Source organism: Nakamurella sp. GG22, assembly GCF_052976845.2.
On sequence record NZ_JBRIIO020000006.1, the window covers coordinates 64,415 to 84,515 of the forward strand.

17 protein-coding genes are annotated in these 20,101 nt (G+C 67.2%); 12 read left to right on the forward strand and 5 right to left on the reverse strand.

Going from position 1 to position 20,101, the window contains the following annotated elements:
- The first annotated feature begins 321 nt into the window (after positions 1-321).
- From ACVBEQ_RS08785 to ACVBEQ_RS08800, 4 genes are all read left to right on the forward strand, one after another.
- Positions 322-1,068, forward strand: coding sequence for a (Fe-S)-binding protein (locus ACVBEQ_RS08785; RefSeq protein ID WP_447152553.1), 747 nt, complete (start codon positions 322-324; stop codon positions 1,066-1,068).
- Entirely contained in the window at positions 1,065-2,582 is a 1,518-nt protein-coding gene (locus ACVBEQ_RS08790) for a LutB/LldF family L-lactate oxidation iron-sulfur protein (protein WP_447152554.1), read from the forward strand. The genes ACVBEQ_RS08785 and ACVBEQ_RS08790 overlap by 4 nt, the downstream gene beginning before the upstream one ends.
- The gene (locus tag ACVBEQ_RS08795; RefSeq protein ID WP_447152555.1) at positions 2,579-3,217 is read left to right on the forward strand and encodes a LutC/YkgG family protein; all 639 of its coding nucleotides are present in this window, start codon (positions 2,579-2,581) and stop codon (positions 3,215-3,217) included. The genes ACVBEQ_RS08790 and ACVBEQ_RS08795 overlap by 4 nt, the downstream gene beginning before the upstream one ends.
- Before the next feature lie 135 nt (positions 3,218-3,352).
- A complete protein-coding gene (locus ACVBEQ_RS08800; RefSeq protein ID WP_447152696.1) occupies positions 3,353-4,360 on the forward strand; it encodes an aldo/keto reductase in 1,008 nt (335 codons plus the stop codon).
- Here ACVBEQ_RS08800 and ACVBEQ_RS08805 read toward each other — a convergent pair.
- Positions 4,283-5,635 carry an MATE family efflux transporter gene (locus tag ACVBEQ_RS08805; RefSeq protein ID WP_447152556.1) on the reverse strand — a complete coding sequence of 451 codons (1,353 nt, stop codon included), beginning with the start codon at positions 5,633-5,635 and terminating at the stop codon, positions 4,283-4,285. The two genes, ACVBEQ_RS08800 and ACVBEQ_RS08805, sit on opposite strands and share 78 nt — an antisense overlap.
- Positions 5,632-6,882 carry a glycosyltransferase gene (locus tag ACVBEQ_RS08810; protein ID WP_447152557.1) on the reverse strand — a complete coding sequence of 417 codons (1,251 nt, stop codon included), beginning with the start codon at positions 6,880-6,882 and terminating at the stop codon, positions 5,632-5,634. The genes ACVBEQ_RS08805 and ACVBEQ_RS08810 overlap by 4 nt, the downstream gene beginning before the upstream one ends.
- A 668-nt stretch (positions 6,883-7,550) precedes the next feature.
- On the opposite strand from ACVBEQ_RS08810, the gene ACVBEQ_RS08815 reads away from it, so the two are divergent.
- The 5 genes from ACVBEQ_RS08815 to ACVBEQ_RS08835 all read left to right on the forward strand — a co-directional run bounded on the left by ACVBEQ_RS08815 (position 7,551) and on the right by ACVBEQ_RS08835 (position 14,182).
- On the forward strand, positions 7,551-10,892 hold the full coding sequence (locus tag ACVBEQ_RS08815; protein ID WP_447152558.1) for a DMT family transporter: 3,342 nt from the start codon (positions 7,551-7,553) through the stop codon (positions 10,890-10,892).
- Positions 10,889-12,067, forward strand: coding sequence for a polysaccharide pyruvyl transferase family protein (locus tag ACVBEQ_RS08820; RefSeq protein ID WP_447152559.1), 1,179 nt, complete (start codon positions 10,889-10,891; stop codon positions 12,065-12,067). Before ACVBEQ_RS08815 ends, ACVBEQ_RS08820 begins: the two co-directional genes overlap by 4 nt.
- Before the next feature lie 201 nt (positions 12,068-12,268).
- The gene (locus ACVBEQ_RS08825; RefSeq protein ID WP_447152560.1) at positions 12,269-12,895 is read left to right on the forward strand and encodes a ClpP family protease; all 627 of its coding nucleotides are present in this window, start codon (positions 12,269-12,271) and stop codon (positions 12,893-12,895) included.
- A 3-nt stretch (positions 12,896-12,898) separates the two neighbouring features.
- Positions 12,899-13,525, forward strand: a complete 627-nt coding sequence (locus tag ACVBEQ_RS08830) for a ClpP family protease (RefSeq protein WP_447152561.1) — start codon at positions 12,899-12,901, stop codon at positions 13,523-13,525.
- Positions 13,526-13,594: 69 nt separating this feature from the next.
- Positions 13,595-14,182, forward strand: a complete 588-nt coding sequence (locus tag ACVBEQ_RS08835; RefSeq protein WP_447152562.1) for a VOC family protein — start codon at positions 13,595-13,597, stop codon at positions 14,180-14,182.
- A 286-nt stretch (positions 14,183-14,468) separates the two neighbouring features.
- On the opposite strand, the gene ACVBEQ_RS08840 is transcribed toward ACVBEQ_RS08835, so the two are convergent.
- Positions 14,469-15,137, reverse strand: a complete 669-nt coding sequence (locus ACVBEQ_RS08840) for a TetR/AcrR family transcriptional regulator (RefSeq protein ID WP_447152563.1) — start codon at positions 15,135-15,137, stop codon at positions 14,469-14,471.
- Between the two features lie 63 nt (positions 15,138-15,200).
- On the opposite strand from ACVBEQ_RS08840, the gene ACVBEQ_RS08845 reads away from it, so the two are divergent.
- The 3 genes from ACVBEQ_RS08845 (at position 15,201) to ACVBEQ_RS08855 (ending at position 17,914) form a co-directional block, all read left to right on the forward strand.
- Entirely contained in the window at positions 15,201-15,506 is a 306-nt protein-coding gene (locus ACVBEQ_RS08845) for a hypothetical protein (protein WP_447152564.1), read from the forward strand.
- 233 nt (positions 15,507-15,739) lie between these two features.
- The gene (locus ACVBEQ_RS08850) at positions 15,740-16,207 is read left to right on the forward strand and encodes a hypothetical protein (RefSeq protein ID WP_447152565.1); all 468 of its coding nucleotides are present in this window, start codon (positions 15,740-15,742) and stop codon (positions 16,205-16,207) included.
- Between the two features lie 15 nt (positions 16,208-16,222).
- A complete protein-coding gene (locus tag ACVBEQ_RS08855) occupies positions 16,223-17,914 on the forward strand; it encodes a hypothetical protein (protein WP_473163171.1) in 1,692 nt (563 codons plus the stop codon).
- A 45-nt stretch (positions 17,915-17,959) separates the two neighbouring features.
- On the opposite strand, the gene ACVBEQ_RS08860 is transcribed toward ACVBEQ_RS08855, so the two are convergent.
- Positions 17,960-18,394 carry a helix-turn-helix domain-containing protein gene (locus ACVBEQ_RS08860; protein ID WP_447152567.1) on the reverse strand — a complete coding sequence of 145 codons (435 nt, stop codon included), beginning with the start codon at positions 18,392-18,394 and terminating at the stop codon, positions 17,960-17,962.
- Between the two features lie 124 nt (positions 18,395-18,518).
- A complete protein-coding gene (locus ACVBEQ_RS08865) occupies positions 18,519-20,027 on the reverse strand; it encodes a polysaccharide deacetylase family protein (protein WP_447152568.1) in 1,509 nt (502 codons plus the stop codon).
- Positions 20,028-20,101 lie beyond the last annotated feature (74 nt).

Genomic DNA, 20,101 nt, shown 5'->3' on the forward strand with positions numbered 1-20,101 from the left:
GGCCCGGCCGGTGCGGTGGTCATGGAGCCCGATGACGGCACGCTCCCGGCGCCCCCGAGCAGTCGCCGGCGCGTGTGTCGATCGGGTGGGTGTTTCCCATGGGGGAACAGGGCAGCGAATAAATTCTTCGACAGCTCCGCGGCAATCGTTCGGCGGCGGGGCTGTTCCCTGCAGGCTGGGTGCTCAGCAACCTCAGCCAACTCCGTGGCCGCCGAGGTGTCAAGCATGCCGCCGATGGGCCATCCGGGGACGGGTCGAGCGACGATGCCCTGCAGGCCGCACAATGGCGTCCGCGCCCGGCGCCGAATGATGGGAGGCCACATGCGAATCGCACTCATCGCCACCTGCCTCGGTGACGCGCTCTTCCCCGACGTCCCGAAAGCGACGGTCGCACTGCTGGAGCGGCTCGGCCATGAGGTCGTCTTTCCGCCGGCGCAGGTCTGCTGCGGCCAGATGCACGTCAACACCGGCTATCTGAACGAGGCCGTCGGTGTCGTCCGGCACCACGTCGACGCCTTCTCGGATGTCGACTTCGACGTCGCGGTGGCCCCATCGGGCTCGTGCGTCGGGTCGATCCGCCACCAGCAGGCGATGGTCGCCCGACGGGTCGGCGACACCGCCCTCGCCGACCGGGCGACGGCGCTGTCGGACCGCACGTACGAGCTCTCGGAATTGCTCGTCGACGTGCTGGGGTTGACCGATGTCGGTGCCCATTACCCCCACCGGGTCACCTACCACCCGACCTGCCACTCGCTGCGGATGCTGCGGGTCGGTGACAAACCGCTGTCGCTGCTGCGTGCGGTCGACGGCATCGATCTGGTCGAGCTGCCACAGGCCGACACCTGTTGCGGCTTCGGCGGCACCTTTGCGCTCAAGAACAGCGGGACGTCGTCGGCCATGCTCGCCGACAAGATCACCAACGTGCTCTCCACCGGCGCGGAGGTGTGCTCGGCCGGTGACTCGTCATGCCTGATGCACATCAACGGCGGGCTCACCCGGGCCGACAGCCCCGCCCGCACAGTGCACCTCGCCACCATCCTGGCGTCGACCAAGGAGAACCCGGCATGACGACCTTCCTCGGCGTGCCCCGGCGGGGCCACGGTCCCGCTGAATCACCACTTCGCGGGACCGAGTCGTTCCCCAAGGCCGCCCGTCGGGAGCTGGCCAACGATCAACTGCGCCGCAACCTGGCCCACGCCACGTCCACCATCCGCGCCAAGCGGGCACTGGTGGTCAACGAGATGCCGGACTGGGAAGCGTTGCGGGACGCCGGATCCGCGATCAAGGCTGACGTGATGGCCCGGATGCCGGAGTTGCTCGAACAGCTCGAGGCGAACGTGACGGCACGGGGCGGGGTGGTGCACTGGGCCGCCGACGCGGAGGAGGCCAACCGCATCGTCACCGAACTCGTGCAGGCCACCGGTGCCACCGAGATCGTCAAGGTCAAGTCGATGGCGACGCAGGAGATCGGGCTCAACGAGTACCTGGAGGAGCGCGGCATCGCCGCGGTGGAGACTGACCTCGCCGAGTTGATCGTCCAGCTCGGTCACGACAAGCCCTCGCACATCCTGGTTCCGGCGATCCACAAGAACCGCACCCAGGTCCGTGACATCTTTCTCGCCGAGATGGACGATGTGCCCAGGGATCTCACCGACGACCCGCGTCGGCTCGCGATGGCGGCGCGCGAGCATCTGCGGCGGAAGTTCCTCACCGCCCGGGTTGCGGTGTCCGGCGCCAACTTCGGGATCGCCGACACCGGAACACTCTGCGTCCTGGAGTCCGAGGGTAACGGCCGGATGTGCCTGACCCTGCCGCAGACGCTGATCACCGTCATGGGTATCGAGAAACTGCTGCCCACCTTCACCGACCTCGAGGTGTTCCTGCAGCTGCTGCCGAGATCGTCGACCGGCGAGCGGATGAACCCCTACACGTCGCTGTGGACGGGCGTGCACCCCGGTGACGGCCCGCAGGAGTTCCACCTCGTCCTGCTCGACAACGGCCGCACGAAGGCGCTCGCCGACGAGGTGGGACGGGCTGCGCTGCACTGCATCCGGTGTTCGGCGTGCCTGAACGTCTGCCCGGTGTACGAGCGCACCGGCGGACACGCCTACGGGTCGGTCTACCCCGGCCCGATCGGCGCCATCCTCACCCCGCAGCTGACCGGCATGGAAGGGCACGGCGACCCCAATTCGTCGCTGCCGTACGCGTCCTCGTTGTGTGGGGCCTGCTACGACGTCTGCCCGGTGAAGATCGACATCCCCAGCCTGCTGGTGGAGCTCCGCGGCAGGGCCGTGGACAACGACCGCGACCGGACCATCCCCGGCGGGTGGGACGCGGCCATGAAGGCGGCCGCCTGGGTGATGAGCGACGAGAAGCGTTTTGCCGCAGCCGAAAAGGGCCTGGCACTGGGCCGGGTGCTCGGCGGCCGCAAGAAGCGGATCCGGCATCTGCCGCCGCCGCTGTCCGCCTGGACCACCAGCCGGGACCTCCCGGCGCCGCCGGCGCAGACCTTCCGCGACTGGTGGAAGAACGACCACACCGACCCTGCCGCACCGACCACACCGACGGCGGATCAGACATGAGCGGCCGTGACGTCGTGCTGGGCCGCATCCGGGCCGCGCTCGCCGACGACGCGGAACCTCCCCCGCCGGTTCCCCGCGAGTACCTCCGCAGCGGTACCCGTGCGGCCGGTAGCGAGCAGGCACTGGAGCTGCTGACCGACCGGTTGGTCGATTACAAGGCGCTGGTCGACCGGGTCGACCCCGCGGGGCTCCCCGATGCCGTCGACACCGCCCTGCGGGGTATGGACGCGATCGTCATCGGCCCAGGGCTGGACCCGCGGATCGCCGACGCCTGCGGACGCAGCGGGCGCCGCGTGATCACCGATTCCGAGCCGGACACCCTGACGCCGCAGGAACTGGACGCTGTCGACGCGGTTGTCACCACCGCGCGGGTGGCCATCGCGATGAGCGGGACGATCATCCTCGACGGCGGTCCCGGGCAGGGTCGTAGGGCGATCACCCTGGTGCCGGACCGGCACATCATCGTGCTGACCGCCGACCAGGTCGTCGAAACCGTCGCAGAGGCCATCGGCATCCTGGAGCCGACGGCCCCGTTGACGATGATCGCCGGCCCGTCTGCCACCAGCGACATCGAGCTGGAGCGGGTCGAGGGTGTGCACGGGCCGCGCACATTGCACGTCATCATCGTTCGGTGAGTGGATCGGTTCGGTGAGGACATCGGTTCGGTGAGGACATCGGTTCGGTGAGGACATCGGGAAGAGCTCCGCGCGGGGTGTGAGCGCTTTCCCGGTGGGTACGGTGCAGGCGTGACTCTCCCGAAAAATGCCGACCTGGAGCAGCGCTCCTTCCCCCGCCTGGCCCGTTCCGGCGCCGCCCACTCCTCCGCCTCGGTGGTCGGATTGGGCTGCTGGCAGCTCGGAGCGGATTGGGGAGAAGTGACCGAGAACGACGCCCTCGCGGTCCTGCAGGGCGCCGCGGATGCCGGTGTCCGTTTCTTCGATACCGCCGACGTCTACGGCGACGGGCGTAGCGAGCAGCTGATCGGCCGGTTCCTCAACGCCATCGGCTCGGACGCCGACGACATCATGGTGGCCACCAAGATCGGCCGTCGGGCGGACCCGTTCGCGCCCGAGACGTTCACCGAGCAGAACCTGCGCGGCTGGGTCGACCGTTCGCGCCGCAACCTCGGCGTCGACACCCTCGATTTGGTGCAGTTGCACTGCCCGCCCACCGCGACCTACTCCGACGACGCCGTCTTCGACGTCCTCGACGCCCTGCACAGTGAGGGAGCCCTTGCCGGGTACGGGGTCTCGGTCGAGACCTGTGCCGAGGCGCTCACCGCGATCGCCCGGCCCGGCGTTGTCAGTGTGCAGATCATCCTCAACGCGTTCCGCCTCAAGCCGCTCGACGAGGTGTTGCCGGCCGCCGCCGAGGCCGGTGTCGGGATCATCGCCCGGGTGCCGCTCGCCAGCGGGCTGCTGTCCGGCAAGTATTCGTCCAGCACGACGTTCGCCGCCGACGATCACCGCAACTACAACCGGTCCGGGTCCGCGTTCGACGTCGGCGAGACCTTCTCCGGCGTTGACTTCGAGACCGGCCTGGCGGCGGTCGCCGAGCTGACCGCGACGCTGCCCGACGGCGTCCCGCTCCCGCAGGCGGCCGTCCGGTGGATCATCGAGCAGCCGGGGGTCACCACCGTCATCCCCGGTGCCCGCAACCCCTCGCAGGCGCGCTCCAACGCCGACGCGGGCCGGTCGGAGCTACCGCAGGGCTTCGCCGACGCGGTCCGCACCGTCTACGACCAGCGGTTGCGCGCGGACATCCACCCTCGCTGGTAGCAGGTGGCTGGCGACCACCGCGATCAGCAGCAGGCTCATCGCCAGCAACTGCGCGGCGATCAACTGAGCAATGGAGCCGTGCATCATCAGCAGCAGGGAGGTTTGCAGGACCGCGCCCGCCAGAATCACCCAACACTCGCGGAGCCGATGGGCGGCCAGGTGGTGGCTCGCGATCAGGTTGGCCACCGCGAACAGGGTGGTCGCCAGCGCGTACACCGCAAGCGGGACGCTGAGACCGGCGTACTCCGGACCCAGCACCATACCGAGCACCGGGCCGCCGACGAACAGCGCTCCGAGCGTGCAGGCGGCGCCCAGACCGACGACGGCCAGCACTCCCCCGGCCAGGATCCGTTGTCCGCTCTCGCCTTTCGCATGCCGCGAGGCCACCACCGGGAACACCACCGTCGCCACCGACCACGACAGGAAGAAGACCGCACGCCCGACGAGCGCCACGGCGGAGTAGAGGCCCGCCTCGGTCGGAGCCAGGAAGATCTTGGAGATCAGCACGTCGCCGTTGTTGATGATGATTTGACCGGTCAGCAGGACCGAGACGAACAGGGCGTACTTCCGGACGCCGGTGGTGTCCGCGATCCCGTCCGATGAACCCTTCGCGCTGTTACGGCTCAGCACCGTGACCGATCCCCAGGCCACCAGCAGCGAGAGGGACACCGCAGCGGTGGCGCCGTTGACGCCGAATCCCACTGCCACCAGGGCGGTTCCGAGGCCCAGACGGACGGCCATCTCGACCATGTAGGTCACAGCGAGCGGGCGGAACCTGAAGCGTCCCTGCATCACCCCGCGACCGACCGCACAGCGGAAGTAGAACGGCATGCCGCACGCCAGGATGACGAACGGCAGCGCGGAGCCGGTGCGGAACAGGTTGCTCCACAGCGGTGCACCGCCGGCCATGACGACGGCGATACCCAGGCCCGCGATGAGCGCCCACCGGCGGAACGTCCGCGCCAGTCGTTCCGCGTCGTCGTACCGGCCGGCCGCATCCCGAGTCCCGATGAACCGGGCGGAAACCAGCACCAGACACACGGATATGGACGTGAAGGTCAGCATCAGCGTGACCATCAGGTTCGCGTCCGAGAATTCGGCCGGCGTCAGCCACCGGCCGAGCAGCAGGTTCAGCAGATAGTTGCCGGCGTTGGTCACCAGGATGGCAAGCACCAGCAGGCTGCCGCCCGCGACCAGCTGGCGTGATCCAGACCCGGGTCCGTCCGACCGGACGTGCGCCTGCACATCCTCCGGGCCGGTGTCCACGGCCGTCATCGCCGCGCCGCAACTCGATTGGATGTGCGACCCAGAACCCGGCGAATGTGCACGAGGTGCCAGTGCACCACCTCCGACAGCGGTATCCCCGCGGCGGCGGCGAAGTTCTGCCGGCCCAGCTCCACCTGCAGCCCCGGATCATCCAGCAGCTTCGCGAGCGCATCGGCCAGGCTGGCCGGGTCACCCGGCTCGAAGTAGATCCCGCGGAATCCCTCTTCCTCGATGATGTCCACCAGGTCACCGATCCGAGGCAGGACGGCGGCCCGCCCGTACTCGCCGGCTTGGTGCAACACACCGGAGCTGCCCGTCGTCGAGGTGTAGGGGAAGGCGACGACCGTCGACGACCTGAACAGCGGTGCCACCCCGGCCTCTTCGACGTAGCCGGTCAGCACAAGGCCGGGCAGGCCGCGATGCTGCTCTGCGACACCGGCCATGTAACCGACGGAGTTGGGACTGTCGCTACCGGCCAGCACCAATTCGAGATCGGAGTATCCGCGATCGATCAGCTGCCGGTAGGCGGTGATCAGCATGTCGACGGTTTTGTACGTCCCCCATTTGCCGAACGCCATGATCCGTCGCGGCCCTGGGGGCACGGCGAACGAGGGCACCGCCACCTCCTCGAAGCTGCCGTGCGGGGCGAGGACCGCGTTGGTGACGCCGTAGCTCTGCTCGAGGTACTCGACGTACCGCGGGATGGTCACGGCGACCAGGTCCGCCGTCAGCAGCACCCGGGTCAGCACCCGGCCGGCCATGGTCATCAGTCGTGCGGTCATCGCGGAGCCGGCAAAGCCGGCGTCCTGCATGTCCACGTTGTCGGCGAGATTGTGCAGGATCACCACCGACGGCACCCGCATCATCTTGAGCAGCAGCGGAAGCAGCAGGCCGAGGGCTCCGGCCACCCGCCGGTCCCCGAAGGTGGCGAACTGGAGGTTCAGGAGCACGGCATCGGGCCGTGCACTCCGGACGGCCCGGCCGATCCGCAGCAGGTTACCGATGCTGTTGAACTTCCAGCACGGGACGACGCGGACCTTGGCCATGGGCGCCGGGGGTCCGGCCTCGGTCTGGTCGGCCAGCAGGATGACCTCCTGCACCTCCGGCTCGTTGGCCAGGTGCCTGACGAGGTGGAATCCGAATTCGTTGAGGCTGTTGCGGCCCGGCGGGAAGGCCGTGACCACTGCCACCCGCAATGGTGTTTCGCCGGTGCCAATTGCTGCTTGGGCATAGCGCGCTGTCATCTTCGTGACCACTTTCGGGAGTGTGGGAGTCTTTGCGGTCATATCGCCTCGATCAGCCGGCGCGACCACTGCCTTTGACATGTTCCGACGCTGACAAACAGTGACGAGACCGACTCGACAGAGTGGTGATCCGTCGAATTCCGGTCCCATGGAGGAGCTGCTCTTGCTCTCGGTACCTGCCCACTGCAATCACCCGGCGGACGGTGACACGATTTCCGGACGCATCGATACTTGGACGATTGACGATGTCAGGGAAGGGATAACGGCCGCGTGTCATACTGCAAAGTGTCGGCGCGGCGCCTCAAGTTCCGTGTGGTGCACCATCAAGCTTTGGTCAAGCCGAGGGGTGAAACGGCTCCGACAGCAACGTGGTCCGGGTGACGCCATGGAACCGACCGGCGGGGGATCTTGACCCGATCTTGAGCCTGGTCAGAGCGGATCTTGGCACCTGCCGAGTTGACTGCGGTCACGAACCGTCCGGCGGGTACGCGCCTCGCCGGTGGACATGCATGACGGGGGACAGTTTGGCGAGCGGGCTCGGTGCGTGCGTTGCCCGCCGGCGCCACCTGCCGCGTCGGACGATCATCGAGCGGGAGGGTTGGGTTTGCCGTGACTGGCCTGACTGAAGCCGTCGTGGCGTCGACACCCTGTCCACCCCAGGCGGTTTCGCGGTGATCAGCATGGTGCGCGGTCGGACATCGCCGGCGCGCAACGGCGAACCCGGCGACGCCACCTCGGCGGCCGAACCAGCGCCGACCCGGCCCGCAGGGGGCGCGGGCCTTTCCGCCAGAACGATCGCGCTCGTGGTCGGGGCCGTGTTCTATATCGGGTCACTGATCATCTTCCGACACGTTCTCACGGCGATCCCGTCTGTCCTGCGCGGTGACGCCGTGATCGCCGGCGACGAACTCGTGCCGTTCTTCAACCCGCACAGCCAGCTGCTCGACCAAGCGGAAGGCCAATTCAACGAGCTGGTCAACGGCTACGAATTTCGCGTCAGGTACGCATTCCTGACGACGTGGCTGCGGTACTACAAGGTGTTGCCGTTCGCGATTCTGCTCGTGATCCCGTCCCTTTTCTGGGCCGTGTACCTGACCGTCGCACGGTTCATGGACAAGGTCTTCACATCACTGTCAACGCAGGCGATCTATCTCGCCGTGGCTTTCCCCGTCACGCTGATCTACCTGATCATGACGTACTCGAAGGTCACGCACTTCTACACGCTCATCCTGGGCCTCGTGCTGATGACCATCTCGTCGTTGTGGATGCTGTATGCGCTGCTGTTCGCCGGTCGGAAGTGGAAGCGATACATGCTGCTGGCCAGCGTCGCGACCCTGCTCAATCCGGCCATTCACTACCTGATCCTGTTCAGCCTGTTTTTCGGCATCACCATCGTCACGCTGCTGGTCGGCGAGATCGGCAGGTGGATCCGCAGAGGCGGCCCGGCCCGGCTCCGACTGCTGCCCGGGCGGGTCCGGCGCCTGGTCGTCGAGTCGGGACGCCTGCGCAGGGCACGCGGTGCCGTCGGTCAGGCGGCCGGCACGGTCGTCGGCAGGTGCTTCCTCGCCGGTGTGCTGTACGTGCTGGTGACGCTCATCCCCTACGCGCTGTTCGTCAAGTACGTGGCACTGGCGGGCGTGACGAACCTCAGCGACACCGTCCCCGGTGACTTCTATTTCATCCAGGACGCCTCGGTGTCCTGGCTGCATCTCATCTCATGGGATCTCGCCGGCATCACCGACAAGATCCTGTTCGGCGACTACCTGGCGAAGGTACCCAGGTATCCCGGTGCCGTGTACACCGTGCTGATCTTCATCCCGCTGCTCGTCCCGCCCATCCGCCGGCGGCTGTTCCCGACCCGGCCGCACCGGCAACTCCTCGGTGTGATGTACGTGGCGATCGCCTTCGCACTCTGGGCGACGATCGGCTACGCCCAGCCGCTGTGGTTTCCCACCTTCCACCGCACCCTTGCCAACCTGGCCATCGCCGCCAACGCCAGCCACTCGTCGATCGGCAACCTCGTCGTCACGGCGGCGGGCACCGTGGTCCAGGTATTGCGATTCCCGCACCGGTTCCAGCTCATCCTGTTCATGCTCGCGCCGATGGTGATGTCGCTGACCCTGGCCTACTTCATCGACACCGTCGGTGGCCGGTGGGCGCGAACAGCGGCCCGTCCATCGAAAGGGAAAATCCGGTCCGGGGCAGACGCCGCCCCTGCGTCCCCGCCGCAGCCGCGGAATCCGGCACGGGCGACGGCGCGCAGTGGACTCCTCCTGCGACTGCTCGCCACCGCCTGCGTTGCGGCAGTGTTCTTCACGCCGTTCTGGTCGAGCAATCCGTACAGAACTGTTTTCGCGTCCGGAGACATGGCGGGCTTTCTCGCGCCCTTCCCGCTCGGCGACCTGAAAGAACTCAAGCAGGCGCTGAACAAATTGCCTGAGGGCAAAACCGTTGTCCTGCCGCCGACCGAGACCGCAAAACTCGTCGGCGACGAGAACGGTGTCGACCACAAGTTCATCGACAAATTCTTCATCTACTACCTCGACAAGCCGAGCTACTACTACGGTCTCACCGGCGACGTGAAGAACAAGTTCGAGTTCTTCCTCATCCTCCGCGGGCTCTACTACCAACAGGACTGGTGGATCAACGAGGCACGCGACATCAGCGTGCGGTACATCGTCGTCAACCGGAAGATCCACAACAACGGCGGTGTCGGCGCGGAATACCTGCCGAACGTCGAAAGCTACGTCGAGCCGGGGCTCAAGCGGCTCGAGGACGACATCGCACTTCGCTTCGAGAACGACAGCTACGCCCTCTACGAGATCACCGACCAACCGAAGCCCAACCGGCCGACGCTGCTGGTCGACTCGAGTTGGCAGAGCTATCTCAACCTGGTTTTCCACCGCCGGAATCTGAGTCGCTGCTACAAGTTCGAATACACGCCGTATTATGACGCCGCGAAAGCTGAACCCGGCGCGCCGATCCAGTTGCTCACCGACGACCCGCACACCTCGGCCATCGACCTGTACCTGCTGGATCATCCGACGGCGATCTCCCCGCCCGACACGCGGATGTTCGCCTTCAACCCGAACATCGTGGCGTCCAGCTATTACCTGTCGCCGATGTTCCGGTCCTTCCTGCTCTTCTCGAACACCAAGTGGAACCGCACCAACATGATCACGCCCGGGGTCTTCGGGACGCTGCGCGGCTCCTTCATCGGCGTGCCGCGCGCGACGCAGTTCAACCTGCCCGTCAAGGTGAAGACCGCCGGCCGGTACCGCCTGCTGATGCGCACCGCGGACACCGCGAACACGGTCCACGTCACCTCACCAACGCTTTCCTACGACAAGACGTTCGAGCTGCGTTCGCCCGCCTCGAACGTGCAGTTCTTCAACACCGCCGAGGTGTACAACGCGGACCGCAAACCCGTAGACACGGCAGCGATGTCGGTGCCGCAGCTCGAAGCGGCAATTCCGGACACGCTGGTCCCGGTCAACTTCGGATACTCCTACCAGGACCTGGGCGTCATCGACGCGCCCGCCGGAGCCCATACGTTCTCCGTCGACAAGACCGACGACAACCCCATGCTCGTCGAGGGAATGATGCTGATTCCCGAGGACACCTACGACACGCTGGCACTGCCGTCGAACGTCACCCCGATCACCGACCCCGACACGCTGGGCTGCTCGGAACACACCGAGACGGCCGGGACCACCGACGGGTACGTCGATCCCGCCGCCAACCCGGAGCACGCGAACCTGACCCAGGACGAGTTGCTCAACCTCGCCGCCGCGGACGTCTCGGACCTGACACCCGGCCCTGGTGGTGTCGTCGGCCCGACCTGGCTCGGCCTGGCAGCCACCGGCCTGCTGCTGTTCCTCAGCGGCCTGCTGGTGCGCTGGCGCGCGCGACGCGCGACCGATGACGACGACCCGGGCGACCTCGATCTGACCAAGGGTCCAGCCCAAGACGACCGAACCGACGACGCCCCACAGAACCCACCCATGGAAGCAGGACGATGACCACCACCCCGCGCAGGATCGTGTTCCTCGGGACTCACGGGCAGTACAACATCGGCGACGAGTTGCTGCTCGAAACGTTTCTCACGCAGCTCGGCGCCGAGCACCATTACGTCGTCAACAGTTACGACCCGGCGTTCACCCGGGATCAACTGGCCGGCCGGTTCGACGTCGAGGTGATCGACACGACCAGGGACCGGCTGCGACTGGGGCGCGAACTGCTGCGCTGCGAGGCGCTCTGCTTCGGCGGGGGCAGCATCATCAAGGAGCTGTACGCATCGACCGGCCGCCACCGCTACGCGACCCTGGTGATGATCCTGGCCATCGTCACCTTCACCCACTGGATCGCACGGAAGCCGATCGCGATGTTCAACGTCGGTGTCGGCCCACTCCGCAGCAGCGGTGGCAATCGGCTGGCCAAGCTGATCCTGTCGCAGGTCGACGAACTGACCGTGCGAGACGAGAAGTCGCACGCCACCTGCCGCGCCCTCGGGCTCGATCCGTTGCTGGCGACCGACGCCGTCTTCTCGAGCGACCGTGGCTGGCTGCTCGGCGAGGCCGATCCTGCGGAGCGGCCGTCGGGGGGCACCGTCACCGGGCCGCTGCGCGTGGCGCTGAACCTGAACTACGACATCGAGAACCCCGACAACTGGGAGCTCTTTCTCGAGCGCCTCGCGGCCGGACTCACCCAGGTCCATGCGACCCGTCCCATCGAGCTGCACGCGCTGCCGATGCAGGTCGGCTTCAAAACGCACGACGACGGCGAGATCCTCGAGTCCTTCGCCGCCAAGGTGCCGTCGATCCCGTTGCACCGCCACGCATTGCGAACGCATGTCGACGCCGCCCGGCTGATCGAGAGCTGCGACCTGGTGGTCAGCGAGCGTCTCCATGCGATCGTGATGGCCTCGATCCTGGGAGTGCCGTCCTACGTCCTGGCGTACGACGTCAAGGTGCGTGAGCTCGCCGGGATGCTCGGCCTGTCCCGCTGGAGCACAGACATCAACGAGCCATTTACGGCGGCGGCGTTCGCCGATCGGCTCGGTGAGCTGATCGAGCAGCGCCAGGAGATCGCCGCGCAGGTACGCGACCGCAGTGCCGAACTCGGCGAGGAGGCGCGGCGCAACTTCGGCGCCGCCCGCGAGTGGGTCAGCGGATCCAGGGCGGCCGCGACCGTCTGACCGCGGCCTGGAGCTGGTATCGGACGGTGATCCATCAACCGCACGCAGATCACGCTGGGCCGGAGCGGGCAGGGCCGGATCAACTGGGAGCAGATCAACTCGGGGCAGATCCACTGCAGGCAGAAAATCTGGGACGCCGCGCATCTCCCGGCGCATGGTCGAGGTGTGCCCAGTCGGGCACTTCGACCAGAGGGGAGCGCCATGCGCACCAGCGAGCTGCGGGCAGAAGCACCGCAGGGCGGACCGTTCGACGACCAGCTGGCCACCAGGCTGTTGCACCAGCGGATCGTCGTGCTCGGCCAGGAGGTCGACGACCCGGTGGCGAACCGGATCTGCGCCCAACTGCTGCTGCTGTCCGCCGAGGACCAGCGACGTGACATCAGTCTGTACATCAACTCTCCCGGCGGATCGGTGTCCGCCGGGCTTGCCATCTACGACACGATGCGACTGATTCCCAACGATGTCAGCACGCTCGCGATGGGGATCGCGGCGAGCATGGGACAGTTTCTGCTGTCCGCGGGCACCAAGGGCAAACGGTTCGCGCTGCCGAACGCGCGAATCCTCATGCACCAGGGGTCGGCCGGCATCCGCGGCACCGCTGTCGACATCGAGATCCAGGCCGAGAACCTGGAATACACCAAAGCTCTCATGACGCGACTGATTGCCGAGCACACCGGCCAGAGCCTCGAAACGATCGCCCGTGACGCCGACCGGGACAGGTGGTTCACCGCGCCCCAGGCACTGGACTACGGGTTCATCGACGGCGTGCTGGAGTCGGTGGCGGACGTCCGCCCGGCCGGCGACCGGCAGCGGATCGGGTTGGGCTGACCGATGGGCCATTACACCGTGCCGACCGTGGTCGAGAAGACTCCCTCCGGCGAACGGGTGGTCGACGTCTACAGCCGCCTGCTGTCCGACCGGATCATCTATCTGGGCACCGAGATCGACGACGACGTCGCCAATGTCATCGTCGCCCAATTGCTCTTCCTGGAATCCGACGACGCGGATCGCGAGATCGGGCTGTACATCAACTCCCCGGGCGGCTCCATGTCGGCGATGACCGCGATCTACGACACCATGCAGTTCGTCAGGGCGCCGGTGGCCACCACCTGTGTCGGACAGGCAGCGTCGGCCGCGGCGGTGATCCTGGCGGCCGGCGCTGCCGGACGCCGCGGGCTGCTCCCGCACACGAGGGTGCTGCTGCATCAGCCCTCGACCGGCGGCCAGGGCACCATCTCGGATCTCTCCCTGCAGGCCAAAGAGATCCTCAGGGTCCGGGCGGAGATGGAGGAGGTGTTGAGCCTGCACACCGGCCAGGACGTGGCGACGCTCCGGGCCGACACCGACCGGGACAAGATCTTCACCGCGCAGCAGGCGATCGAGTACGGCCTGGCCGACCACATCATCAGCAACCGGGTTCCGGTCGTCGCGCGACCGACGAGGGCGATCGCCGGGTGATGGCGGACACCGACCAGACGACCGAATGGCGGATGGCCAACGGGCCCGGCGGGCAGCACTGTCCATGGCATGAACCAGCTCGATCATCTGATCGTGTTCCTGCCCGGCCCGGAGCTGATCGGCGATCTGTTCCCCGGCCCGGGCGGGCTGGAACTCGACCAGGGCCGCCGGCACGATGGTCAGGGCACCCGCAATCGGCGGGCGATCTTCGCGAACTGCTACCTGGAACTTCTCTGGGTCGATGACGTCGCAGCCGCCCGGAGAAGCGGTCTGCGGTTCGAGCAGCGGTGCACCGGGGGCGGTTGCCCTTTCGGTGTGGTGTACCGGGGTGAGCAGCCGACCCGGAACGGCTTCACGAAATACACGGTGCCCGGAGGTCCGGTGCTGCAGGTGCTCGATGACCCTCAATTGCCGTTCCTGGCGGTCGATGTCGCCGATGAGCTCTCCCCCGGGCGAACACATCGTCAGATCCAGCCCGAGGCCACCACACGCCTGGCCGGCGCGGTGATCAGCTGCTCCACCACGCCCAGCCAGATCTCTGTTTCCATGGTCTCGTTCGTCGCGGGCCATCCACAGATCACGCTCGAACTGACGGGCCGAGCACCTCTGGCGCTCCGCCAGACCGCCACCGCCGGCCCACGATGGGATTGGGTCTGAGCGGCACACGAGCCGACCCACCTTGGGTGCACGCCTGGCCGGAGTCCCGGAGAGAGGCCAGCCAGGCGTGCGGCAGCTCCACCTTGGGGGGTGAGGTAGAGCCGCCTTCGTAGTCTGGATGGGAACGCAGGCCGGGGCGATCCCCCGTTCGGGTCAGCCTCGCTACGAAGACTCTTCGCCCACCCTCGGCCGCCTGCTCGACGGTGTTACTGGACCGGCCCGGTCGGCGGCACATCGGCATCCGTCTCGACATTCCGAACCAGGCAGCGCGCAATGCCCTCCGTCCTCAACGAGGACGGTCCAGCAGCAGACGAACCCATGCGTCCCGTAGCCATGCTGCGAACTGCGCGGAATCCCAGCCGCGTTCGCGCACCAGCAGGTCCCAGTACTCGGCGGAGTTCATCGTCCAGATCACGTCGGCGACCTGCTGATCCGACAGGTCGGTACGGACCTCGCCGGTGCTCCGGAGATCGCCCGCAAGCAGCAGCATGTTCGCCGCACGGCGCTGGGAGATCTCGCTCCACAGTGCGGCGCAGTCCGCATCGGTGACGGCGGCGTCCCGGAGGGCGAGGAAGACCGGCGCCAGTCGCTGCTGGATCTCGGCGATCGCGGTGGCATACAGGGCCAGCTTCTCGGTGGCGCCGTCCGCGGAGCGGATGCGGCGGACGTAGTCGCGCTGTTCGGCCGGGACCGCCTGGTCGGTGCCGGAAATCGCCGTCTCGACCAACTCCCGCAGCACGGCCGGCTTCCGGCCCACCGTCGCATACACCGTATCGACGGAAACCTTTGCGCGGCTGGCGATCTCGGCCACAGTGGTCGCCGAATAGCCGCCGAGCACGAACAACTCCCTGGCAGCGGAAAGGATCGCAAGACGGGTCTCGGCGGCCTGACGCGTACGCCGGGGTGACCGGTAGGCGCGCCTCCCGGAAACCTCACTCTTGACGCCGTCATCCATCGGTCGTACCTTCACCTTATTCATCCGAAGCCGGTTCGGATCAATCTACAGGAGGCACCCGCCGTGGTCTATGCCTACATCCAGGACGTTCCGATCGGCGAGGATCTGTACCGCCGCATCATGGACAATCTCGGCCCAGAGCCGCTTGTGGGGCAGATCCTGCACCTGTGTGTGCGCCAACCGGACGGCAAGCTGCGGTACATCGACGTCTGGGAATCCGAGCGAGCCTGCGCCGACGCGTTCGAGGAACGGATCCATCCCGCGGTGGACCAGGCCTTCGGCGGCAACCGGCCGTCGACGGAGCCCACCGTCCACCGCCTGGATGTGCTGCACGCGGAGGGCGCGCTGCTCGAGCGCAGCTGGTCCTGACGAGTGTTAGTGCGACACAGGTAGTTTCGTGCGCCTCCAGGCCACGACAAGGGTGGCGTGAGGTCAGCCGGGTCGATCGTCCTGAGCGGGGGGCACTCCAGGATTGGAGCGCCTTTCGGGCATCCGGGTCGAAGGCCTCTACAACTTCGCAACACCGCGGTCGACGATGAGGGGGTATGACCGGGAGTCCCGAGCCAGCCGTGCTCCGGGACTCGGGCCTGGGGGAGGCAGTCATGACGCAGGAAAGCACCGTCCTCACATCGGTTCCCTTCGATCTGGACGAGGACTCCATACCTGACGCGGTGGCGGTGGACACCGACCGGGACGGCGTCATCGACGTCGTCGGCTTCGATCTGGACGAGGACTCCGTACCCGAAGCCATGGCGGCGGACACCGACCGCGACGGCGTCATCGACGTCGTCGGCTTCGATCTGGACGAGGACTCCGTACCCGACACGATCGTCACGGACACAGACGCCGACGGCGTGCTGGACACGGCGTCCGGGTTCGACCTCGATTCCGACCTTGCCGACACGGTTCCGGCGGATGACGATCCGGCGGCCGATGACACCGGGATCGACGCCGACTCGTACACCCCACCCGACGACATCACCGGCGACGACCTCGAGCAGGCTCAAGGCGACCTCGAACATTCGCAATTGATGAACGAGTACATGGTTTCTCGCGGCGTGATCTCGTGACCGAAGGTGTCGACAATGAGCACGACGATGCAGGGCGGCGACACCGTCCGAGCTGAAGCAATCCTCACCGGCCGCTCGCCAACGTTCGGCGAAGTCACTCGTGCCGCCCAGGCGCGCGAGGCGGCTCGGCACATCATCTACCTGGTCGGCTCTGAACGGGTGGGGGTGCTGCCAACGGATCAGGCCGTTCTCATGGTGACGCTGGCCGAAGACCTGGCGGCACAGAGCGAGAAGATGACACAACAAGCGGATCGTCTCGCCGCTCTGACGGCATTCGCCGCTCGTCTGTCGACGGCAATGGCGTCCGCGACGGGCTCGGCGGTCCGACTGGACGTACAACCGGCCGAGGAGGACATCGCCGTCTTCCTGTTGAAGCAGGCCCGTGCCCGGGCGGCAGTGGTAGACCGGACGCGCTACCGGCACGTTTGTCAGACCTGTGGAATGACCACCCTGTCCAACCCGAAGTACGAGAAGTTGGTGGCGCACAAGCGAAAGGTCGATGCCGCGACACGCGGAATCGGTGTTGCATTCCTGACGGGCGGATCGGCGTCGCCGGTGGTCATGGCCAACTCGTTGTTCGCTTTCCGGACTCAACGGCCCGATTACCATTGCCCGCGCTGCCAAGCGCTGGAAACCGACCAGTCGGTCGTGGTGTTCTGCCCGAATTGCAAGGCTCAGTACAGTAGGCCATTGCTGAAGCAGTGTGCGAAATGCCATTACGACTTTTTGGAGCTTGTTGATCTGAGTGACCTTTGGCGGCCACTCGATTCCGTCGCCGTGCCGGCGCCGGCAGGAAAGAAGCTCAACGAACTCCAACTCGATGATGAGCCGACCTTGCTCGCGTTCCTGCCGGACGGAGATCACATGCTGACGGCCAGCTTCGCCCGGTCGGTGCAGATGTGGGACATCGGCGAGGAGGGAGGTACGGCGCGGTGTGTCTGGACCGCCGCGGTCGGGGGTTTGGTGAAGGTGAGCAAACCCATCGTCGCGGTCAGCCCGGACGGCCGTTGGGTGGCGATCGCGAAGCCACAAACGCCAAGGGTCCGCCTCCTGCGTGCCGCGGACGGCGCCGAGGTCGGCGCGATCGAGTGGGCCCTCGGTGACGGGTCCACCCCGAGCGACCTCGCGTTCTGGCCCGACAGCAGCGCCTTGATCGTTGCGAACGCCTACATCGAGACCTGGAGCCTGGCCGGCCGTCGGATGTACAGGATGAAGCTCGGAGCAATGACCTTCCCGTCGCGCGTCGCATGCAGCCCTGACGGCCGCTACATCGCTGCGGCCGGCGGTTCGTGGTCGAACAACAAGCTGCTTCTCTGGCGTGCGGCGGACGGCACCCTTGTCAACAAGGGCCCCGTTCATGGCGCGATCGGCGACCTCGCATGGAGCCCGGACTCGGCAGCTCTGGCCTTGGCCGTCGACAACACGGCGGTTCTGCTCGCAATGCCATCCGGTGACCCACTCGCGCGGTATCCGCTCGACGCTGAAGTGACGGGTGTGGCCTCGAGTCCCGACGGGGCTTACCTTGCGGCCGCATCCAAGGACCACTCGGCCCGGGTCTTCGACCTGCGCCTGAGGACGGAGGTCGCCCGGATCAGTCGTCCCGGCGTCGTCACAGCGGTGGCCTTCGCGCCGGACGGTCGGCTTGCCGTCGGCGACGACGGAAATGCCGTCCAGTTCTGGTCCCCGCCGACGGCGGGAGAGAGATGAGCGGCGGTCACGTCGGCCATCTCGACGTGACGATGAAGCCGCCGGTCAGGCGGCCAGCAGGACCGGGCCGCCGGGCCGGGCCACGGGCGAGGACATCACGGCGGCCGAGCGTTGCAGGAAGTCGGCCAGGCTGAGACCGAGCGATCCGCAGGCCGCGGCAAGCATCTCGGAGGACGCCTCCTTCCGACCGCGTTCCAGCTCCGAGAGGTACTGCACGGACATCCCGGCGCGTTCGGCGACCTGGGCGAGTGTCTTCCGCTGACAATGCCTTTCCTGTTTCAGCACCGCGCCGGTCACCTCACGCCAGAGCGGTTCCCGCCGCGCCCGGTCGCCCGAACTCTGGGCGGAGGTCGCCGGTCGCGCCGCAAGGCGTTCGGCCGCAGGGGGATCGGCCGCAGGGGGATCGGCCGCAGGGGGATCGGCGCGGTCTGCGGCGCCAGGCCCGTGCGGCCGACGTCGAAACGGAACAACCTCGCCCATCGCGCGCTCCCTCTATCGACCTGCTCCGAGCCTCAGCCGACGGTAGGCCGACACCGGCCCGGAGCGCATCGGTGTTCACCATCAGCAGACGGTGGACCGGTCAACAAGAGGGCGTCGTCCTACGCTACGGCGATGGCGGCGGGGGCGGGACGACCACCGTCGGGCAGCCCAGCCGCTGGTTCGTTCCCTCACCGATATCGATCGCGTACACACAGACCGTGTCGCTGCCCGTTGGTGCCGGCAGCGTCAGGGCGAATCCCTGGTGATCCGTGGTCACCGGGTGGGCGCGCTGGACGTCCGGACGTGAGACCCCTGTCGTACGCGCGTATCCGACGCCGTTGACATAGACATGGATGGACAGCGGCTGCGTCGGCGCGGACGGATCGAACGCCCAGCCGGCGACCCGGACAAGTCCCGCCCCAGGACTGTTCGCACGGTCCAGGTGACCGACCGGGTTCGGATTGGCGACCCGCACCGTCCTGCACCCGCCGCCGATCAGAACGTTGCTACCCAGCCCCTTGTTGATCGCGTACACACACACCGGGTCCAGCCCGGCTGCGGCGGAAACCTTGACGGCGAAGCCGGTGTGGTCAGATGCCTGCGGGTATGCCCGATGCACGTCAGGACGGTAGCTTCCGGTGGAGATGCTGTGACCGACGCCGTTGACATACACGTGGACGCGCATGGTCTCCAGTGGCACCGAAGGGTCGAAGGCCCAACCCGCGACCCGCACGGTTCCGGGTTCGGGACTCGTTGCAGAATCCAGATGGCTGACCGGGTCACCGATGTGGTCCAGGCTCCTGCCCAGCGGGTCGGTGAAGACGTAGCCGCGGGAGCGGTAGGAGTCGATGATGCGCTGGAGCGTATTCACCGTGTTCTGCCGGTAGTTACCCTGAGATCCGTCATGCAGCAGGACGATCGGGTGGTCGAACACTGGGCTGACCGCGCCGGCGAAGATCTTGGTCTGATAGGAGGGCGACAGTGAGCTGGGTGCAGCCCAGTCCACCGGGTCGTTCGACCACTGGACGAGGCTCATCCCGCGCGCGCGTGCGAGCGCCAACGTTGTCGCGTCGTAGTTGCCGCCGGGCGCTCGGAAGAAGCAGGGATCCGGACCGCCCGCCCTCATGATCGCCGCGCGCCCCGCATCCATCTGCGCACCCTGCGCGAACGCACTGAGACCCTTCAGGGTGACATGGGTGTCGGTGTGGTTGCCGATTTCACTACCCTCGGCGAGCGCCCGCCGGATCATCGCCGGGTTTTCCCTGACGTTCTCTCCGATGACGAAGAACGTCGCCCCGATGTGGTTGGCCTTGAGGATGTCCAGCACCTGAGGCGTCCAGCTCGCAGAGGGACCGTCGTCGATGGTCAGCGCCACCGTGCGCGCGAAGGTCGGTGACGACCGGTAGACGGCGTCCGCGGCCGGCGTAGGGCAGCCCGCCGCCATCGCGGCGGTGACCGCGGCGCCGGCCGCTACCGCGGAATTCGATCCCGGGATTGCTGCGGACGCCGTGCCGATCAGTGCCGCGGCCGGCGCCGACAACCCTACGACCGCGACGGCCAGCGCCGCGGTGCCGAACCGCCACAGGGCGCAATGGTGGGTACGAGGGAACGTTGGGAACTCGTGACGCGTCATGGGAGACGCCTCCTTCGGGCGTAGTCGCCCAGGCGCCGACCCGGCCCGCGACACAGGTCGGCAATTTCCAGCAT

Bases quoted from the DNA above. Each gene is read 5' to 3' on its own strand.
- ACVBEQ_RS08785 (WP_447152553.1), top strand. From the start codon at position 322: ATGCGAATCGCACTCATCGCCACCTGCCTCGGTGACGCGCTCTTCCCC.
- ACVBEQ_RS08790 (WP_447152554.1), top strand. From the start codon at position 1,065: ATGACGACCTTCCTCGGCGTGCCCCGGCGGGGCCACGGTCCCGCTGAA.
- ACVBEQ_RS08795 (WP_447152555.1), top strand. From the start codon at position 2,579: ATGAGCGGCCGTGACGTCGTGCTGGGCCGCATCCGGGCCGCGCTCGCC.
- ACVBEQ_RS08805 (WP_447152556.1), bottom strand. From the start codon at position 5,635: ATGACGGCCGTGGACACCGGCCCGGAGGATGTGCAGGCGCACGTCCGG.
- ACVBEQ_RS08815 (WP_447152558.1), top strand. From the start codon at position 7,551: ATGGTGCGCGGTCGGACATCGCCGGCGCGCAACGGCGAACCCGGCGAC.
- ACVBEQ_RS08820 (WP_447152559.1), top strand. From the start codon at position 10,889: ATGACCACCACCCCGCGCAGGATCGTGTTCCTCGGGACTCACGGGCAG.
- ACVBEQ_RS08825 (WP_447152560.1), top strand. From the start codon at position 12,269: ATGCGCACCAGCGAGCTGCGGGCAGAAGCACCGCAGGGCGGACCGTTC.
- ACVBEQ_RS08830 (WP_447152561.1), top strand. From the start codon at position 12,899: ATGGGCCATTACACCGTGCCGACCGTGGTCGAGAAGACTCCCTCCGGC.
- ACVBEQ_RS08835 (WP_447152562.1), top strand. From the start codon at position 13,595: ATGAACCAGCTCGATCATCTGATCGTGTTCCTGCCCGGCCCGGAGCTG.
- ACVBEQ_RS08840 (WP_447152563.1), bottom strand. From the start codon at position 15,137: ATGGATGACGGCGTCAAGAGTGAGGTTTCCGGGAGGCGCGCCTACCGG.
- ACVBEQ_RS08850 (WP_447152565.1), top strand. From the start codon at position 15,740: ATGACGCAGGAAAGCACCGTCCTCACATCGGTTCCCTTCGATCTGGAC.
- ACVBEQ_RS08855 (WP_473163171.1), top strand. From the start codon at position 16,223: ATGAGCACGACGATGCAGGGCGGCGACACCGTCCGAGCTGAAGCAATC.
- ACVBEQ_RS08860 (WP_447152567.1), bottom strand. From the start codon at position 18,394: ATGGGCGAGGTTGTTCCGTTTCGACGTCGGCCGCACGGGCCTGGCGCC.
- ACVBEQ_RS08865 (WP_447152568.1), bottom strand. From the start codon at position 20,027: ATGACGCGTCACGAGTTCCCAACGTTCCCTCGTACCCACCATTGCGCC.